At 60.2% G+C, this 18406-nt stretch carries 13 protein-coding genes and 1 pseudogene; 9 read left to right on the top strand and 5 right to left on the bottom strand.

Annotated features, from left to right (window positions below):
• Positions 1-87: 87 nt before the first annotated feature.
• Together FJ430_RS29290 and FJ430_RS29285 are read right to left on the bottom strand one after the other, a co-directional pair.
• The gene (locus FJ430_RS29290; protein WP_140709158.1) at positions 88-1182 is read right to left on the bottom strand and encodes a BMP family ABC transporter substrate-binding protein; all 1095 of its coding nucleotides are present in this window, start codon (positions 1180-1182) and stop codon (positions 88-90) included.
• Entirely contained in the window at positions 1179-2018 is an 840-nt protein-coding gene (locus tag FJ430_RS29285; protein ID WP_140709160.1) for a GntR family transcriptional regulator, read from the bottom strand. The genes FJ430_RS29290 and FJ430_RS29285 overlap by 4 nt, the downstream gene beginning before the upstream one ends.
• Positions 2019-2268: 250 nt before the next feature.
• Between FJ430_RS29285 and FJ430_RS29280 the strand changes: the two genes are divergently transcribed.
• From FJ430_RS29280 to FJ430_RS29260, 5 genes are read left to right on the top strand one after another with little or no spacing between them, the layout of a single operon-like run.
• Positions 2269-3126, top strand: coding sequence for an aromatic ring-hydroxylating oxygenase subunit alpha (locus FJ430_RS29280; RefSeq protein ID WP_140709162.1), 858 nt, complete (start codon positions 2269-2271; stop codon positions 3124-3126).
• A 34-nt stretch (positions 3127-3160) separates the two neighbouring features.
• A complete protein-coding gene (locus tag FJ430_RS29275; protein WP_226891953.1) occupies positions 3161-4051 on the top strand; it encodes an aromatic ring-hydroxylating oxygenase subunit alpha in 891 nt (296 codons plus the stop codon).
• 23 nt (positions 4052-4074) lie between these two features.
• Entirely contained in the window at positions 4075-5841 is a 1767-nt protein-coding gene (locus FJ430_RS29270; RefSeq protein WP_140709166.1) for a Rieske 2Fe-2S domain-containing protein, read from the top strand.
• Positions 5842-5850: 9 nt separating this feature from the next.
• Positions 5851-6501 carry a glutathione S-transferase family protein gene (locus tag FJ430_RS29265; RefSeq protein ID WP_140709168.1) on the top strand — a complete coding sequence of 217 codons (651 nt, stop codon included), beginning with the start codon at positions 5851-5853 and terminating at the stop codon, positions 6499-6501.
• Positions 6502-6555: 54 nt separating this feature from the next.
• Positions 6556-7683, top strand: coding sequence for an S-(hydroxymethyl)glutathione dehydrogenase/class III alcohol dehydrogenase (locus tag FJ430_RS29260; RefSeq protein WP_140709170.1), 1128 nt, complete (start codon positions 6556-6558; stop codon positions 7681-7683).
• A gap of 306 nt (positions 7684-7989) precedes the next feature.
• Here FJ430_RS29260 and FJ430_RS29255 read toward each other — a convergent pair whose 3' ends face one another.
• Together FJ430_RS29255 and FJ430_RS29250 are read right to left on the bottom strand one after the other, a co-directional pair.
• Positions 7990-8811 carry a hypothetical protein gene (locus tag FJ430_RS29255; RefSeq protein WP_226891952.1) on the bottom strand — a complete coding sequence of 274 codons (822 nt, stop codon included), beginning with the start codon at positions 8809-8811 and terminating at the stop codon, positions 7990-7992.
• Positions 8812-8994: 183 nt separating this feature from the next.
• Positions 8995-10185 carry an FkbM family methyltransferase gene (locus tag FJ430_RS29250; protein ID WP_140709172.1) on the bottom strand — a complete coding sequence of 397 codons (1191 nt, stop codon included), beginning with the start codon at positions 10183-10185 and terminating at the stop codon, positions 8995-8997.
• A gap of 413 nt (positions 10186-10598) precedes the next feature.
• Here FJ430_RS29250 and FJ430_RS29245 point away from each other — a divergent pair, with 413 nt between their 5' ends.
• Entirely contained in the window at positions 10599-11387 is a 789-nt protein-coding gene (locus FJ430_RS29245; protein ID WP_226891951.1) for a TylF/MycF family methyltransferase, read from the top strand.
• A 73-nt stretch (positions 11388-11460) separates the two neighbouring features.
• On the top strand, positions 11461-12927 hold the full coding sequence (locus FJ430_RS29240) for a class I SAM-dependent methyltransferase (protein ID WP_140709174.1): 1467 nt from the start codon (positions 11461-11463) through the stop codon (positions 12925-12927).
• Positions 12928-12964: 37 nt separating this feature from the next.
• On the opposite strand, the gene FJ430_RS29235 is transcribed toward FJ430_RS29240, so the two are convergent.
• Entirely contained in the window at positions 12965-15754 is a 2790-nt protein-coding gene (locus tag FJ430_RS29235; protein WP_140709176.1) for a glycosyltransferase family 25 protein, read from the bottom strand.
• 838 nt (positions 15755-16592) lie between these two features.
• Here FJ430_RS29235 and FJ430_RS29230 point away from each other — a divergent pair.
• Together FJ430_RS29230 and FJ430_RS29225 are read left to right on the top strand one after the other, a co-directional pair.
• Positions 16593-16907: a hypothetical protein gene (locus FJ430_RS29230; RefSeq protein ID WP_140709178.1), complete on the top strand. Its 315-nt coding sequence runs from the start codon at positions 16593-16595 to the stop codon at positions 16905-16907.
• A gap of 92 nt (positions 16908-16999) precedes the next feature.
• A pseudogene (locus FJ430_RS29225) lies at positions 17000-17449 on the top strand (DUF4347 domain-containing protein); the annotation flags it as partial.
• Between the last annotated feature and the right edge of the window lie 957 nt (positions 17450-18406).

Below are 18406 nucleotides of genomic sequence, written 5' to 3'. Positions count from 1 at the left end.
CCTGCCGGGCTTGCAGCGGGGTTGGACGGGAACCAGACGGGGGCCGCCGGAAATTGCCGTTCGACGCCCCCGTTTCTTCGAATGCGATCAGCTCAATTTGCCGATCATTCCCTTGACGAACCAGTTCATGCCGCGGATGCTGTCGTCGTCGAGCACCGATCCGGCCGCGACCTTGACGGCGCCGTCCTGATCCTTCAGCTCGCCGCCATAAGGATGCACCTTGCCGCTGCCGATATCGGCTTCGAGCTGCTTCAGCTTGGCCTTGCTGTCGGCCGGTATGCCTTCATTGTAGGGCGCCATCTTGACCACGCCCGCAGCCAGTCCGTCCCAGCGCACTTCCGGTTTCCAACTGCCCGCCGCCACAGCCTTGGCGGCGCCGACATAGTCGCTGGTCCAGTCGAGCACGAAGGAGGTGAGCTGCTTGCCGGAAGCGAATTTCGACATGTCGCTGGCGTAGCCGATCGACCACGCGCCGCCTTCGCCGGCGACCTGCACGCCGGTCGCCGTGTCGGTCATCGAGCAGATGACGTCGCAGCCCTGGGAAAGCAGTGTCTTGGCGGCTTCCTTTTCCTTGCCCGGATCGAACCAGGAATTGAGGAAGATGGCGTTGCAGGTGGCGTTCGGGTTGACGCTCTGGGCGCCGAGCAACAGCGCGTTGGCCGGGCCGACGATGTCGGGGATCGGGAAACCGCCGATGAAGCCGATCTTGCCCGACTTCGACATGTAGCCGCCCGCCGCGCCGGCGACGAAGGTGCCTTCATAATACTTGGCTTCGAAGGTGCCGAGATTGGCGAGATGGACGATGCCCGAGCAATGCTCGAAAGCGATCTTGGGGAAGCGCGGTGCCACCTTCTGCATCGGCGTGCCATGCGAGAAACTGGTGCCGAAGATCAACTGATTGCCGGCGCTGGCAAGCTCGCGGAAGACGCGCTCCGCATCCTGCGGCATGAAGATATTGTCGATGACGGTGAGTTTCGCCTTGTCGCCGAATTCGGACTTGATCGCCTCGACGCCGAGGCTGTGCTGCTTGGTCCAGCCGATCTCGGCGATCGGCGAGACATAGACGACGCCGATCTTGAGCACGTCATCGGCCCTGGCGATGGCGCTCAGTCCTCCGGTGCCAAGTGCCGCACCCAGCGCGCCACTGTATTTCAGGAATCCACGTCTGGTCAGCTCGTTCATGATTGTAACCCTCTGTTGGCTTTTTTGGTTGACGCCCGGCTTTTCGGTGCCGGATCTTGCTTGGGGAGATGGACATGCACGTGCGCCGTGCCGTCGCCATTGCCGGATGTCTTGGCCGGCCTTCTCGACGCGACCGGCGCCGTCGCGCTGTCCGCCTTGCCGTCGAGATAGGGCGCCAGCGCCTCGGCGGGCGTCATTTCCGCGTACACTTCGCGATCCATGATGTAGCCGCGCACCACCGCGCGGTGGTGTGTGTCGATCAGGTCCATGGCCTGTTTCAGCCGGCCCTTTTCGAGAAGGTCGACGACGCGTGAGTGGTCGTCGAGCAGATTGCAATAATCGAAGTCGGCCGTGATCAAGGAGCGTAGCAGCGTCGTGCGGCGCACGAGCTGGGCATGGATTTCCTGCATCACCTTGTTGCGGCTCAACCGCACGAAGACCGAATGGAATTCCTGGCCGAGCACGTCGGCCAAGGCATCGTTGCCGGCGGCGACAGCCTGGCGCTGGCGTTCGACATGCTGACGCAGCTCAGCCCATCCGGCAGGACCAAGACGGTCGCTGAGCTGGGCGGCGACGCCTTGTTCGACGAGCGTCAGCGCGTCGTAGATCTCCATCGCTTCCTGCATGCTCGGCTTGGCGACGAAGGCGCCGCGATTGCGCTCGATCTGGGCGAGCCCATCGTCGGCGAGCCGGATCAGGGCCTGGCGCACGACGATGCGGCTGACGTCGAAAATCTCGGAAAGCTCGCGCTCGCCGAGCTTGCAGCCGGGTACCAGCCGATGGTCGATGATGGCGCGCGTCAGGACATCCGCTATCGTCTGGGAACGGCTGCTCAAGGCGCGGTTCTCCGCGAGTTCGAGGACATGATCAGCAGGCTTTCCGTAGTGAAGACATGCCCCGTCGCGATGCGACATATCTCAAATTCAGAATTCATACATCGGAAGTCAATCGTCGAAATCTGTCAACACAAAAATATGATTTGGCTGACAAAAAATCGTTGATTGATATCCAATCTTGTGTTTTCGTTATGTCGAAACGCCGGGCTAGGTTCATGGTGAAGGGCTAGCCGAGTTGGAAGGGATGCCGATGGCTACCCACTGCGTCGACCGGGAGCTTCTGAACGACTGGCATATCGTTGCCGACCAGGAATCGCTCTCCGCGGATATGCTATTTCCGACAAGGCTGCTCGGCGTCGACCTGGTCGTCCGTAAGCGCGTGAACAAGGCCGAAGTCGTCCGTGCCGATAATGGCGCCGTCGTCAACTCAGCCGAACGTTACGGCTTCATCTGGGCATGCCTCGACAAGCCCTGGCGCGAGATCGTCTACATTCCCGAGGCCAATGAAGCGGATCGTCACCTCGTCAGTGGTGGATCGATCGCGGTCAAGGTGTCCGGCCTGCGTGCCGTCGAGAACTTCCTCGACATGGGCCACTTCCCTTTCGTTCACACCGGCTGGCTGGGCGAGGAGCCGCACACCGAAGTGGCGCCTTACAATGTCGAGATCACCGCGCAGGACGAGGTTCTGGCGACCGAGTGCAAATTCTATCAGCCCGTTGCTTCGCCCACCGCCAAGGAAGGTTTCGTCGTCGATTACATCTACAAGGTAATCCGGCCCTATACGGTGGCGCTCTACAAGAGCAACCCGATCCAGAAGCACCGGCTCGACGTCATCACGCTCTTCGTGCAGCCGGTGGACGAAGAGAACTGCATCGCGCATCCATATCTTTGCTATCTCAAGGAAGGCATGGAGGCGGCGGCCGTGCGTAGCTTCATGCAATTGATTTTCGCGCAGGACAAGCCGATCCTCGAGAACCAGGTTCCCAGGCGCCTGCCGCTCGATCCGCGCGCCGAGACACCGATCCGCGCCGATGCGGTCTCGGTCTCCTACCGGCGGTGGCTGCGCGATCGCTCCGTCACTTACGGCGCCATACCGGCGCGAGCCTGATCACGATGTCCGCTGCATGCAAAGGAAAGACATTATGACGAAATGCACGGACCCTGTGGTGCTCAATCTCTGGCATCCGATTGGTGCGATCGCCGAGGCTGTCCCCGGCTCCGTCCAGCAGACGGTACTGCTCGAGGAGCGCCTCAGCTTTTCGGTCGACGTGAGTGGTGAGCCGGTGGTCTGGCGCTCGCGGCCAGACCTGCGCCGGGCCGACCACGTAGCGGCGCCCGATAGGCTGCCGGCGAAAAGCGCCTATGGCTATGTCTGGACCTCGCTGGGTGAGCCTTCGGCCGACCTCTTCCCGATTCCCGAATATGCCGAGCCCGACCGGCGCCGGCTCAACGCCGCGACCTTCGGCGTCAACGTCTCGGCGCCGCGCGCCATCGAGAACTTTCTCGACATGGGCCATTTTCCATATGTCCACACCGATATCCTCGGCGCCGAACCGCATACCGAAGTCAAGGAATACGATGTCGAGATTTCGGTCGACCGCGACGAGATTCTGGCGACCCGCTGCCGCTTCTTCCAGCCGATGGCCTCGACCGCCTCGGACGGCGGCGCCGATGTCGACTATGTCTACCGCGTGCCGCATCCCTATTGCTCGGTGCTCTATAAATCGAGCCCGGTCGACGAGAGCCGGCGCGATGTGATCGCCATCTTCCTGCAGCCAGTCGACCAGGAGCATGTACGTGCCCACATGCTGCTTTGCGTGCTGGACGAGAACAGCGAAGACAAGGTGATCAAGCGCTTCCAGCAGACGATCTTCGGCCAGGACAAGCCGATCCTGGAAAACCAGGTGCCGAAGCGTCTGCCGCTCGATCCGCGCGCCGAAACCCCGATCCGCGCCGACAAGTCGGCGATCGCCTACCGGCGCTGGCTCAGCCAGAAGGGTGTGACCTACGGTGTCATCCCGGCTGCAGCCTGACCAGGACATTTTGGAGACGATTGATGTTGGAAGAAGCCCGAAGCCGGTGGCATCCGATCGCCGCTGCCCATGACCTGCCGTTCCGCCATGTGTTCCACGGCCAGTTGCTCGGTCGCGAGTTCGCGGTCTGGCGGGCCGATGACGGCTATGTCAACATCTGGGAGAACCGTTGCCTGCATCGCGGCGTCAGGCTGTCGATCGGCATCAATGACGGTCGCGAGCTGAAGTGCCAGTATCATGGCTGGCGCTATTCCAACCGTACCGCCGGCTGCACCTACATCCCTGCGCATCCGGCCGACGCGCCGGCCCGCACCATCACCAACCGTACCTATCCGGCGGTCGAACGCTACGGGCTGATCTGGTCGTCGGAAGAGGCGCTGGGCGAGGTGCCGAATGTCGCGGGCCTCGCCGAGGGCAAGCTGCTCGCGTTGCGTGGCATTCCGGTCAATGCGCCGGCCGGCAAGATCGCGCAAGCGCTGAAGGCCTATCGCTTCCAGCCCAGTGGAGCCATCGATGGCGATGGCGCCGAAACCACCGTCGAGGCCAGCCAGGATTTTGCCGTGGCGCTTCGTTCGCGCGACGGCGGCACTGAGACGCTCGGCGTCTTCTTCGTCCAGCCAGTCGATTCCAACCGTTCCGTCATTCGCGGCGTTCTCGACCGGGACGCTGAAGGGGCCGCGCGCGTCGCCGTGCTGCGGCATCACAATGAACGGCTTTCAAAACTGCGCGACGAGGTCGAGCGCGACGTGGCGAATACACCCGCGCCGGCGCCGATCGAGCCGGTCTATGAACGCGTGTCGGCCGAGCTCGCCGAGATGCCGGAGTTGACCGCGCATGGCCGCAAGGCAGCGCTGCGGGTCACGGTGGGCCGGAAGTGGCAGGCGGCCGACGATATTGCCGGTTTCGAGCTGCGGCCGATCAAGGGCATCCTGCCGACCTTCCAGCCGGGCGCGCATATCGACGTCCATATGCCCAATGGCGAGATCCGCCAGTATTCGATCACCAATGGACCCGGCGAGACCGACAGTTTCACCATCGGCGTCAAGCTGGAGCGCGACTCGAAGGGCGGCTCGAAATGCATGCACGAGACGGTGCGTGAAGGCGATATCCTGGCGATCTCCGAGCCGCGCAACAATTTCCCGCTGCGCCGCGATGCCATCAAGACGATCTTTGTCGCCGGCGGCATCGGCATCACACCGCTGCTCGCCATGGCGCAGGCGCTCAAGAACCAGGAGCTGACGCATGAGCTGCACTATTTCGCGCAAGGCGAGGAGCACCTCGCTTTCGCCGATCGCCTGAAGCTGCTCGGCGAGTCACTGAGGCCGCATCTTGGCCTGTCGCCGGATGCGACCGGCGCCGAGCTTCGCCGCGTGCTCACAGGCTATCGGAACGGCATGCACCTCTACATCTGCGGTCCCGGGCCGATGCTAGAGGCGGCGCGCCGAATCGCGGCCGAACAGGGCTGGCCCGACAGCGCCGTGCATTTCGAGTATTTCAAGAACACCAACAAGATCGACAACAGTTCGAGCTTCGAAGTGGCGCTCGCACGCTCCTGCGTCACGCTGCAGGTGCCAGCCGGCAAGACGATCCTGCAGGTCATGCGCGAGAGCGGCATCGACGTGCCCTCCTCTTGCGAGCAGGGCGCCTGCGGCACCTGCGTGGCGACGGTGATCGAAGGCGAGCCCGACCATCAGGACGTCTATTTGAACGACGCCGAGCGCAAAGCCGGAACGAAGATCATGACCTGCGTCTCGCGTGCCAAGTCGGCCCGCCTCGTGCTCGACATCTAGGGGCTAATTATGATCACGCTTTACGACTACGAGCTGTCGGGCAATTGCTATAAATTGCGGCTCTTGATGAGCTTCCTCGGCATGACCCATAAGACGGTGCCCGTCGACTTCTACCCCGGGCGCGAGCACAAGTCGGAATGGTTCCTGAAGCTCAACCCGCTCGGACAACTGCCGGTCATCGACGATGATGGCCTGATCCTGCGCGATGCTCAGGCGATCCTGGTGTATCTGGCGTCGAAATACGATCCGTCCGGCACGTGGTACCCGAGGGACAATCCGGCGTTGGTCGGCGAGATCAGCCAATGGCTGGCCTTTGCCGACGGCATCACCGGGACTGCATCGGCCGCGCGCCTCCACGATGCGCTGTTTTACGATTTCGACGTCGATGCCGCGCGCGCCGGCGCGCACCGGCTGTTCCGCATCCTCGACGAACATCTCTGGTTCGGCGAGCAGGAAGGCCGCCAGTGGATCTGCTCGGCCGCGCATCCGACGATCGCCGACATCGCCTGCTTCCCCTACATCATGCTGTCGGAAGAGGGCGGTATTCCGCGTCAGGATTATCCGGCGATCCGCCGCTGGTGCGATCGCGTGAAGCGCATCAAGGGTTTTATCGTCATGTCGGGCGTGTTCCCGGCCGGGCCAGCCAGGGCCGCGGCGTAAGTTTCAATAACAGGCCGGGCGCTCGCGTCGGCAAGCAAATTCGGGAGGGAAGAAATGAAGACGCGTGCCGCCGTCGCTGTCGCCGCCGGAAAGCCGCTTGAGATCATGGAGGTGGACCTCGAAGGGCCGCGCGATGGCGAGGTGCTGGTCGAGATCAAGGCGACCGGCATCTGCCATACCGATGAGTTCACGCTGTCAGGCGCCGATCCGGAAGGCCTTTTTCCGGCGATCCTCGGCCATGAGGGCGCCGGCATCGTCGTCGATGTCGGCAAGGGCGTCACCTCGGTCAAGAAGGGCGACCATGTCATCCCGCTCTATACGCCCGAATGCCGGCAGTGCCCGTCGTGCCTGTCGCGCAAGACCAATCTGTGCACCGCCATCCGCGCCACGCAAGGGCAGGGCTTGATGCCCGACGGCACCTCGCGCTTTTCGATGGGCAAGGACAAGCTGTTTCATTATATGGGCTGCTCGACCTTTTCCAACTTCACCGTGCTGCCCGAGATCGCGGTCGCCAAGGTCAATCCCGACGCCCCCTTCGACAAGATCTGCTACATCGGCTGCGGCGTGACGACCGGCATCGGCGCCGTCATCAACACCGCCAAGGTCGAGCAAGGCGCGACGGCGGTCGTCTTCGGCCTCGGCGGCATCGGCTTGAACGTCATCCAGGGGCTTCGCCTTGCCGGCGCCGACATGATCATCGGCGTCGATCTGAACAACGACAAGAAGGCCTGGGGCGAGAAGTTCGGCATGACGCATTTCGTCAATCCGAAGGAGATCGACGGCGACGTCGTGCCTTACCTGGTCAACCTGACCAAGCGCGGCGCCGACCAGATCGGCGGCGCCGACTACACCTTCGACTGCACCGGCAACACCAAGGTGATGCGCCAGGCGCTGGAGGCCTCGCATCGCGGCTGGGGCAAGTCGGTCGTCATCGGCGTTGCCGGCGCCGGCCAGGAGATCTCGACCAGGCCGTTCCAGCTGGTCACCGGGCGCAGCTGGATGGGCACCGCCTTCGGCGGCGCGCGCGGCCGCACCGACGTGCCAAAAATCGTCGACTGGTACATGGAAAAGAAGATCCAGATCGATCCGATGATCACCCATACGCTGAAGCTGGAGGACATCAACAAGGGCTTCGACCTCATGCATGAGGGCAAGTCGATCCGCAGCGTCGTGGTTTATTGAGGAAAGCCACCGGGCCGCAGGCTGCGGTTCGACGCAACGCCAAGCCCACGGTTCTGTGTTCCCAAATACTGTGCCCCGGGCAACGGCGTAAACCGGCGGCGTGGTTAGGTATGAGTACCTCGATCACGCCGCCGGTGCAGTTCAAAAAAAGGGTTGTGTGCGTCAAGTTCTGCAAAAAGGGGCGTGGATGCCAGCGGTGTCGCGCCTCCCATGAGGAGTGCACTCCTGATCGAGTGCCGGACTAGATTCGGCTATTGAATGTGGTCCTCGGTGTCTACCAGCGAGCAACAGCTGATCGGCCAGGTATCACTTGAGGCCAGGCAGAATTCCCAAAATCTCGCTCAAGTGGATCGGCAACTGAGGTGACGCGTGCAAATCGGCGCAGCTGTCTTTCCAGCGTTGCAGATATTCGCCGATTGGAATGCTGCTCCGGCCAGGCCAGCGATTGAGTGCGCCAAGGGCCTCGATACATTCTGAAGCCCCCTCGTATTGAGCGAGAATGTTCAAGGACATTGCTTGTGCGAACGAGTTGAGGTTCGGAACTTCGATCTCGCTTCGGTGCTTGGCAAACCACTTTGCCGGGTCGCTAGTGAGACCCTGAGAGTCGGCAAGCGCCTTGTAGCCGTTGATGATGTTCTGGCGATACTCGGCGATGGCGTCGCCGAAGGCGTTGTCGCCGGGAAAGGGCGGGTTTTGTTTCCAGTCCTTCGCCAGGCGCCCCAGGCCACGCAGCGAAAAGGCCTCCACCATGGCTTCCTCGAGCCATTGACAGGGAGGCGCGGGCTTGGCGTCGGCCTGCCAGCTGTTGGCAAAGACATGGCCGAGCTCATGCCCGAATTGGTAGGCGAGCTTCGACCAGTCCCGCTCGCCGATATCGACAATTGTCCAGGCCATGCTGCTGCCGTCGGGGTGCAGCCAGACGGCTGGCGAACCGGAGGTATGTTCCTCGACGCGCAGTCTCGTCGGCTGGCGATCTGAAACGAGGCGGACACCATCGAGGCAAGCATGGCGCATGCGCTCGACGACCTGAAGGGCGGCACCCGGCAGCATGCGACCCCAGTCGCCGGCAAGCTCGATGGGGGCGTGAAGCAACCCGGCTGGGGTCGCAGCTTGAGCAATCACGGGCATTGCAGCCGCCAGACTCCTGTCCAGACTCCATCGCGATGGGCAAACCAGGCCAAAAGATGTGACCGTTAACGCCGTAAACTCTCGTCGGTTCATCGAAACCACTTCCGACCCGATGGTCGAACCTTCGAAACAGAGATCGTGGGTTGAGCAATTAGCTGTAGGGCGTAGTCCCTCGGTAGCAGTTTACCGGCGCAGGACCACAAATTGATGCGCGGAATGGCCAAGATGAAGGGAAAACCCTTCAACGATAAGCTTTCGCATCATCGCATCCGTGGCTGTCTCGCCGGAGACCGCATAGTGCGTCTCCATGATGATCAGTCGAATACCGGACAGATCGGCCGCCCCCAGCAACTCGACCTCTCCACCTTCTATGTCGCAAATGAGGACATTTGCGGAATGGTCACGTATCTCGTCTTCAAGACAGTAGACAGGAATTCGAACCTTGTCGACGATACTCGGTTCCGTCGATGTCGCATCGAGCCTGGAAGCCCAAAAAGATTTGTCGATATAGAACTCGACGGTTTCGCCCGCGCCGAGGATCTTCTGTCGATTTTTCAGAACCCCGTTGCGCGACTTGATCTTGGAAAGGCCGTTTCGCCTGAAGTTTTGCCGAGCATCATCAAGAATTTTAGGGTTCGCGTCGAATGTCAGAACGTTTTCAGCGCGCACGATCAATGCGGCTGTCATCGCCACCAGCCCTATCGCGGTTCCCACTTCGATAACACGGTCTGACGGATGAACCAGATCGGCAGTCAACTGCCGCTCACGCCCCTCGTAGTAATTTCTGCGAAGTGCATCGATGATTGTCTCTGAGTAATTTTCAGTGTCCACGAATATGTCAAAGCCGCCAACGCTCATGAAATAGCCATCCCGCCCAATTGGGATACGATTATTTTCGCGTTCTTCGTCGGTTAGTCGAGCGCGTGTAGCTTGATCGAGAGGATCACCAAATATCTGACATTCACTGAAGTGCAAGCATTCATAGCCGTCAAGCCTAACCCTCACGAACCGAGCAATATGATCTCCAGAAATATTCGCAATGTAAGGCCGTCCGTCTGAATCGCCAAAGACTCCGCTATCAATTTTTCTATAGAAGATCGTCCAATGCTCTTCGTCAATTGATCCAAGAAGGCTAAAGTGCCTTAGCCTTTGCGCTTGATGCTGCCGATTATATATAACAACTTGCCGAATTAGAAACTCGCTGCCAAGGTCGACCTGCCACCAGGGATCCGTTTCCGTTTTGGTATGAAATCCCATTTCGCCAGAAATCTTGCCGTCGTTTCCTCCCCGAGCGTCCTGCTCCGGGTGCGGGCTGAATGACCATTCTGAGGTCGAACTTTGAGTTGCAGGTTTGTTGATCGCGAGGTTTATCACGGCAATTCAGAGCCCTGTCCGCTTCGCTATTGGTGCACCTTCACTCGCGGTTCAATGCCACGAGTCAAAATGTAGATCTCCGCAAGAGCGGCCGTCCCACGATGCGGCAGGGAGCGAGCTTGCGGACGCCGCGGGCCACAAGGATATGGCAAAATCTCGTGTTGCACTTCGATTTCTAATGTCCGACTGCCTGAAACTAAATTAGCATGATGTCAGTTTTTGGCGAAGGATCGTAAAGCGGACGGCCTCCGGAACGAGGGGCTGCATTTCGAAGGCGTATTGTGGAGAAGAGCTTTTCGCAGGTGGCTGACGAAGTTACGGCGACAGCGCAGTTCGATCAATCGCGCTCGTATCCATCCAAAAGCCCGCGCGGAAGCAGCGGTTCCGGTCAGGCTCTCAGAAGGAGACCAGCATTGAATGACAGTCATGACTTCCTGACCGCCGCCGTGAAGATGCGGAATAGGTATCTCAATCTTCTCGAAGCATCGTTGACCGGAACCTTGTACGGCGACGCGCCCATTGATCCGTGGACCGGTGGGCAATACGACCCGAACAAGCGTGCCCTCGGGCGGGATTGGCCAGGACTGGCGCAAACCATGATTGGCTCGGCGAGGATGCGCAATTTGCGGCATCTGTGCGAAACCGTGATCCTGAACGATGTTCCTGGCGACTTTATAGAGACCGGGGTCTGGCGCGGTGGAGCGTGCATTTTCATGAGAGGCATTCTTGCCTCATACGCCGAAACGCGACGTCGGATCTTTGTCGCCGACAGTTTCGCCGGCCTTCCTCCTCCAAGTCCCGAAAAGTATGCGGCGGACGTTGGCGACACCCACCACGTGCATGGAGAACTGGCGATCTCCCGGAAGGACGTGGAAGAAAATTTCCGCAGATATGACTTGCTTGACGAGCAGGTTGTCTTCCTTGAAGGCTGGTTCAAGGACACGCTCCCAAATGCGCCGATACAAAAATTGGCGGTTCTTAGACTGGATGGCGACATGTATGAGTCGACCATTCAAGCTCTCGATGCGCTCTATCACAAGGTATCGTATGGGGGATTTGTAATCGTCGACGACTACTTCCTGGCCCCGTGCGCTCAGGCCGTGGATGAGTTCCGCGCTGGAGGCAACATCACTTCGCCCTTAATTCCGATCGACGGCTGTGCCGTGTGGTGGAGGGTTTCCGAGCCCGCAAATCACCAATGACAAACCCCCATCGGGTGACGTGAGCAATACTATTCGAAGGCGACCACCGCAGCATCGAACGAGGCGATCGTTCATGGTGGGAATGCCGGGGGATGGGGATGACGTGAGCACAAGAACACACATCACACTTCTCGTTCATCCGGGGATCGTGCAGGTGCTCGCAAGCATGGTCAGGATGCTCGCCGATGGTTTGAGCGAGATCTCGATCGGGACGGACATCATTCATGATTTGCCTGCGGATTTCGACGGGCGGGCGATCGTACTAGGCGCCAATCTTTATCAAACGTCGGCTTTGGATCGTCTGCCTGGAAATTCTATTATATTCAACGTCGAAAATTATACATCAAATTGGATCACGGATGATTATTGCAATCTCTTGCGGAGGTTTCATGTATGGGATTTTAGCGAGAGTAATGCCATCTTTCTATCCAGGAAGATAGGTCGCCCGGTCCACTATTTCCGGATGTTCTACGTTGATGGTCTTGCGCGAATCGGCGATGCTGAACAGGATATTGACGTTTTATTCTATGGATCATTCAATGAGAGAAGGTCGGCAATAATAGACGAAATGCGCGCTCGTGGGCTGCGCGTTGAGGCATTGTTCAATGTTTTTGCCGAACAGCTCGATCAATTCATTGCCAGAGCCAAAGTTATTATCAATATACATTTCTACGGTAGTGGGCAGCTCGAAATAATCCGCGTATTCGATCTTCTGGCCAACAGGCGCGCGGTAGTAAGCGAGATAAATCCGGGCGAACTTGTGGACGCCGATTTGACGGACGCCTTCGTTGCGGCGCCATACGAGAACCTTGTCGCCGCGGCCGAGGCGCTGGTGCACGACACGGATAGACGTCACAAGGTAGCGACGGCCGGGTTCGAGGCATTCAGTCGACGCAGAGCAACAAATATACTTCCGGAAGCGCTTGCCTGGAGCGATTTGCCGAACCTACCCGGCGACGTTGTACTCGGTCGGGGAAAGATACGCGATCCAAGGGTGCTGAATATCGATATCAGCAACCGATGGCATCCCGACATCGTGGCCGACATATCGGATCCTGGCCTGTTCGAGCGTGAATTTATGTCCGAGCGCTTCGGACCGGTTCGGATGGGCCGGGGACTATTTGCCAGCGTAACGGCCTCGCACGTGCTCGAGCACGTTGCGGATCTTGTGACGGCTATGACGAACTGCCTGACTTTGCTGGCGGATGGAGGGCTGTTCAATATTGTGGTGCCATACGACCTGTCATACGGTGCCTGGCAGGATCCTACCCACGTACACGCCTTCAACGAGCGGAGTTGGCTCTACTATTGCGAATGGTACTGGTATCTCGGATGGACCGAATCCAGGTTCGAGTTGGTGGAGCAAACCTTCGGCTATAGTTCGATCGGGGATGCGCTCGCGGCGCGAGGTGTCTTGGAGGACGAGATCTTGCGCAGCCCGCGGGCGGTAGACGAGATGCGCGTGGTGCTGCGCAAACGGCAACTGACCGAGGCTGAACGTGATTACGGGCGCCAAATGCGTGGCGATAGCCGCGTGTGAAGTCGCGGGCTCTGCGACTCCGTGAAAGCTGGGGCGCTTAGCCCGAGCTTTGCTGCCGATCCATTGACATCCGCTCTGACGATTGCCCGTCGTCTGGGATGACGAGTGGCGCAATGCAAAGGAAAGCTTGCATCGAGCCGTACGCCCCGCACATGGCGCAATCGATGCCCGTGTCCTCGATCACGACGCCCGTTCCAGGAAACGGGATAAGCCGGCGTTGCAGAGGAAGGCACTTTTGAAGGAGTTTGCGTGCACCTGACGGCGAGACTGTGTAGGCCTGCGTTCCAAACGAATGTACCAGCCCGACCAGCGATCTCGAGAATTTCTCAGCCTGAAACGAGGTCCCGTTTCTATTTCGGAGGTCGTAGAATTCCAGCTTTGCTTTGGAGAAGCCGAAATCCAGCCAGGCGAACAATGGGTCAAATACATAGCCCCACTGGATGATATCCCAATCCCTCGGAGCTCGAGCCATGAGATCGGCCGATTCCTCCAGGAACCGAAACGATGCACGGACGTCGTCTTCAAAGACGGTTATCGGCTTGCTCTCCGAAACCGCCAGCTTCCACAGGTTGATATGGGATAGAGCACACCCGAGCGTTCCTGCCGGATACGCGCAATCGCTGGTGATCAGGCCTTCCTCTATGAGCGCATTCCGGTCCAGGGAGGCGCCGTCGGCGGCCGATACCCGAAGCGTATTCTGCGTCAGATGCCAATTGTCGCTCTGATACTTGTTCCAGCGGTCGACGCTCCGGTCGAGGTTTATCAGGTGAATTTTCGGCGAATCCCGTGGCTCGGCCGGCGCCGACGCGACGGCAGCGACCTCCGCCAATACCGGGACGTCACCCGCGCTGCGCAAAAGCTCGCCTGCGCGCTCGATTCCATCACTTACATGATATTCGCCATCGCCGAAGGTGATGTAGCCGTAGACCTGCCGGTTATCGATGTATTGAACGATCCCGGCCTTGCGGGCGCTGTCGGCAAAGATGACGTACTCGTATCGCGTGGTGCCGTCGTCATATGTCAGCTCGGTCAGCACGTCGGCGCGGACAAGGTAGGTGCAATGCACGAGCGGTATTTCAAGGATGCCGCGGACATGGCGGTTGAGCACCCAGAGATACTGATCGCAGTGCTGATAATATCCGCTCGCGTCGACCTCGGCGTGGTAGTTCGAATAATACTGACCGGGTGCGATGGAGCGTAGCAGCGGCGCAACGATAGGCACGTCGAGCGCGACGAGTTCCCGCAGCGTGGCCGGTCGCACGAAATTGTCGACGTCGACGACGAAATAGAATTCGCAATTGTGCTCGAGGGTTTTCCGCAGGCTGATGTTGCGGATTCGGCCGAGCACCTTGAAACGCGTCTCGTTCCATTCGTGCTCGCGAAACTGCTCGACCCGGTCGGACACGTCCGACGTGTCGATCTCGACCGCGGAATAGAGGTGGCCGACGCGTTCCAGCCATTCGCGCAATATGTGCTCGGTCCTATCAGTGTTGTTGTTTGTTCGGATGTAGAGGACGATCGATTCTTTAGGATAGTCGAGCGCTTCGATGCAAGTCAGGTAGAGCGGCAGCGCGGGCTCCTTCTGCTTTGCCAATATCGCGACAAGGACGCGCGGCGTGCCTTTGAGCCGCGAGCGTAACGGGCGCTGCGCAACAAGCGCGTGCTGCTCGACAAGGCTCTCTGCGCCGAGGCTTCCCAATACCGGCGGCTCGCGGACCTCGAGTTTGTCCGCGGCGAAACGGGCATTGGCCACAACCCGCTTCAGCATGTCCGCCGGCAATTTGTCGGAGGCCAGCAGTTTCAGGCAGGCATCGAGCGATTCCCGATGGGCGCCCGCCCAGTATGCGTTGACTGACAATTCGTCGAGCAGTCCGTAGTCGTAGACCCAAGGCTGGACGAACAGACCCGCCGGCTCGGTGAGGCCCACACCGCGACGCGCATAGTCCAGCCCTTCCGCGTTGCGCCCCTGGTTGCGGCAGTAGAGGCTCGCTGCGTGCAGCGCCTCCACGCGCGTGGGCACTGTCGCGGTCGCGCGCTCATAGACCGCGACCACTTCTTCGAAGGGCCGGGCAAGCGCCGCCATCAGGTTCCCGGCCTCGAGCAGGCTTACATAGACCTCCTCGTTCCAGAAACCCAGTTCAGCTCGCTTCAAATACTGTTCGAGCGCCTTCTCGCGCTCGCCAAAATCCCTGTAACTCTGCGCCAGATAGAAGGTGTAGCGCGATATCAGGAACGGGTCGGTTTCGGTTGCGAGCACGTTCTCCAGCACCGCCGCGTCGTCCTGGTATTTTCGCGGGTTCTGGCTGCGCGCTCCGCCGCGCCCCGTTGCGATGCGAAAACCCTCGGCGTTCTGCCTTGAGATGGGGCCGGGGGGGCCTTCCAGATATTCGTGCAACACACCCTTGAAGGAAAAGGCCAGCCGGTTGCTGCAGATCTGCGGGCGGTAGAACGCGATATTTCCATGCAGTACCTCGACATCGTAGAGATCTTTGTCCATCCGGGACTTGAACAAGGCTGGCTCGAAGTCGCGATCGCAGATCAGCATGTCGTCCGCGTCGATGATCATCGCATAGTCGACGCTCTCGATCTCGCGCAGTCGCTCGAGGGCGAAGCTGCGGTTGTAGGCGAAGTCCCGCCACGGCTCGTCGATAACTGCTCCCTTGACATCGTTTTGCGCGAGAAAGCCTCGGATCAGGTCTTGTGTGCCGTCGGTGGACCCAGTGTCGACGACGAGCACATAGTCGACAAGAGGAAGCGCGCTGGCGAGGCATTGCAGGATGACCTTCGCCTCGTTCTTGACGATCATGCACAGGCCGATGGTGCTCACGCCGGACCCTCGTTGAGGCGGCCATATTTGCATCGTAGTGTCATGTCGCACAGCAATCCTTTTTGATGAGGATTCGATCGTCTCTCACGCTCGTCTCACAGCCGCCGCAGCCTAAGCCATTTTGATGAAGGCTCTCAATTTTCGCGATTGAAATGGCCCTTAGCTAACTCTTGGATTTTTAAAGTGTTCACGCCCTGGCATGTCATTTCGATGACAGTCTCTGATGGGTGACCCAGCGGTTCTGAATTAATAAATTGTAAACCAAACCATTTACAAGTTTAGAAATTTCGAATTTACTAATATCTAATGCAATGGAGGGTAGCTGCGGATTTGGCGAAAGAGCGCCGGTCCGCGGTTGTCTGCGAAGCCAGGAGAGTATCCGGGAGGAACGCCACTCACCCGTGAGGGCGCGGTGTATGTGGTGGTGGGCGAACGTTTCGCCGATTGGTCCTGAATCCGTGATCTAGGCTACCGATCTCCCAATGATGGTCCCTCGCAAGTAGCCGGCTCCTTGCAAGTCGTGAACAATCGCGACCCGCGTGATGGAGTTGGCAGTGGTCCGTGTAACATCACCCACCAGACGGCGCCGCGTTGACGTGGCCTTCGGCCTCGGCCTGTGTCCAGCTCCTCTTGCCACCTGCGGTAGTCGCCTTGCGACTGGTAACGACGTCCGCCCGACTGTGTATCTCGGGCGGCGCATTCCTGGGATTGGACAATTTTCGGCTCTCGCCGTCGTGGCTTCACCCGCCCGGCTGCGGAAGCTCGGCACCGAGTGAAACCTGAAGCTGAGAAACGACAATAACGGCGGCGTTGGCCGCAGCGGATCGAGGAGGACACTATGAGCTTCACTGCGGGCTTTGCGGTCATGGAAGTCACCGTTCGAGGCGCTTTGCCTATCGGCGACGGGACCGAGAACGTCACCTATTTCATTCTGGACTCGGCCAAGAACACGATCGTCGGCCAGGTCATCCTTCCCAAGGCCGTGCAGCGCAGCCTCGCTGTAGCCCTCACCGTCAAGGTCCCGAGCACGGCCGGCTCGCTTGCGATCGGCACGTTCGACGAAGGCGGGGCTTTCCAGGCTGCCAGCTTCCTTCGCGTGGAGACCCCCACAATTCAACGCCCCGACGGTGCCGTCGGGGCGGCGGGGCGATGACCGCTGCCAAATGTCTGGTTCGTGCCGCTCGCCGGTCAAGCCGGTTGAGCGGTTTTCCCTTGAATTGAATTCCAAGCCAACAGGAGCCAGTTATGGCCCGCGCCTCTGAAATTCTGTTTGTGGATCCTTCAGTCTCCGACCTCGAGACGGTTCTTGGCAATCTGAGGCCCGAGGTCGAGGCTGTCGTGCTCGACGGCCGGCGGCCGGTGGCGCAGCAGATGGCGGACGTTCTCGCTGGGCACGAGGGGCTCGACGCGGTTCACGTCATCGCGCACGGCTCGCCAGGCCGGGTTCAATTCACGGCTGGAAACTGGTCCGTTGCCACTGTGAGGGACGAGGCTGAGGATTTCGCCGCGATAGGCAAGGCGCTTGCCGAAGACGGCGAGATGCGGCTGTGGAGCTGCGAAACGGCCTTGGGGAATACTGGCGAGACGTTCGTGGCCGCACTGGAGGCGGCTGTTGGTGCAGACGTTCACGCAGCCAGATCGCTGGTTGGCGAAGCCAGGCTGGGTGGTAGTTGGGAGTTGTCAGCGCGACCGGGCCAGTCGTCCCTTCTTCCGCCGCTGAGCTCAGCGGGCGTAGCAAGCTACACAGGCGTGCTCGCTGTCGATCTGACGTTGACTGGTGATCTGACCATCCAAAATGGCAGTGCTAACATAAATACATACTATCTAGTAGATACTACGCTCAATCCGCCCGTGTTGGTTGGAAGCTTCTCCCTTCCGCAATCAGGTAATAATAAAGTAAGTGAATTTGCTGTTACAATTACAATACCGGATCCAACTCATACTTACAAAATATACGACTCTGGGTTTAATCTTTTCGGCACGTTAACGCCTGGTGGCGGAAATACTTACACACTCCAGGACGGCCCCACCTTCGGTCCGAGCAACGGCAACGGCGGCAACCATTTCGATACTGGGACCTTCAGCACCAGCACAGTCGGCGCTACCGGCCCAGCGGGTGCTACCGGCGCAACCGGAGCCACGGGTGCGACCGGCGCTGGAGCGACCGGCGCCACGGGCGCGACCGGAGCTACGGGCGGAACTGGTGCGACCGGCGGTACCGGCGCGACCGGCGGCACGGGTGCGACCGGCGGTACTGGCGCAACGGGTGGTACTGGCGCGACGGGCGGTACTGGCGCGACGGGCGCCACGGGTGCGACCGGCGGGACCGGCGCAACGGGTGAAACTGGCGCGACTGGCGGTACCGGCGCGACGGGCGGGACCGGCGCAACGGGTGAAACTGGCGCGACCGGCGCCACGGGTGCGACCGGCGGGACCGGCGCAACGGGTGAAACTGGCGCGACCGGCGCCACGGGTGCGACCGGCGGTACCGGCGCGACGGGTGAAACTGGCGCGACCGGCGCCACGGGTGCGACCGGCGGTACCGGCGCAACAGGCGAAACTGGCGCGACCGGCGCCACGGGTGCGACCGGCGGTACCGGCGCAACGGGTGAAACTGGCGCGACCGGCGCCACGGGTGCGACCGGCGGTACC

This window comes from Mesorhizobium sp. B2-8-5, from assembly GCF_006440675.2.
Classification (GTDB): Bacteria; Pseudomonadota; Alphaproteobacteria; order Rhizobiales; family Rhizobiaceae; genus Mesorhizobium.
This window is presented reverse-complemented; position numbering and strand designations above follow the sequence as displayed.

What these genes read in the sequence shown, in the direction of transcription:
- FJ430_RS29240 (WP_140709174.1), top strand. Translation starts at nt 11,461, where the DNA reads ATGGTGGGAATGCCGGGGGATGGGGATGACGTGAGCACAAGAACACAC.
- FJ430_RS29280 (WP_140709162.1), top strand. Translation starts at nt 2,269, where the DNA reads ATGGCTACCCACTGCGTCGACCGGGAGCTTCTGAACGACTGGCATATC.
- FJ430_RS29275 (WP_226891953.1), top strand. Translation starts at nt 3,161, where the DNA reads ATGACGAAATGCACGGACCCTGTGGTGCTCAATCTCTGGCATCCGATT.
- FJ430_RS29260 (WP_140709170.1), top strand. Translation starts at nt 6,556, where the DNA reads ATGAAGACGCGTGCCGCCGTCGCTGTCGCCGCCGGAAAGCCGCTTGAG.
- FJ430_RS29290 (WP_140709158.1), bottom strand. Translation starts at nt 1,182, where the DNA reads ATGAACGAGCTGACCAGACGTGGATTCCTGAAATACAGTGGCGCGCTG.
- FJ430_RS29255 (WP_226891952.1), bottom strand. Translation starts at nt 8,811, where the DNA reads ATGCCCGTGATTGCTCAAGCTGCGACCCCAGCCGGGTTGCTTCACGCC.
- FJ430_RS29230 (WP_140709178.1), top strand. Translation starts at nt 16,593, where the DNA reads ATGAGCTTCACTGCGGGCTTTGCGGTCATGGAAGTCACCGTTCGAGGC.
- FJ430_RS29270 (WP_140709166.1), top strand. Translation starts at nt 4,075, where the DNA reads ATGTTGGAAGAAGCCCGAAGCCGGTGGCATCCGATCGCCGCTGCCCAT.
- FJ430_RS29265 (WP_140709168.1), top strand. Translation starts at nt 5,851, where the DNA reads ATGATCACGCTTTACGACTACGAGCTGTCGGGCAATTGCTATAAATTG.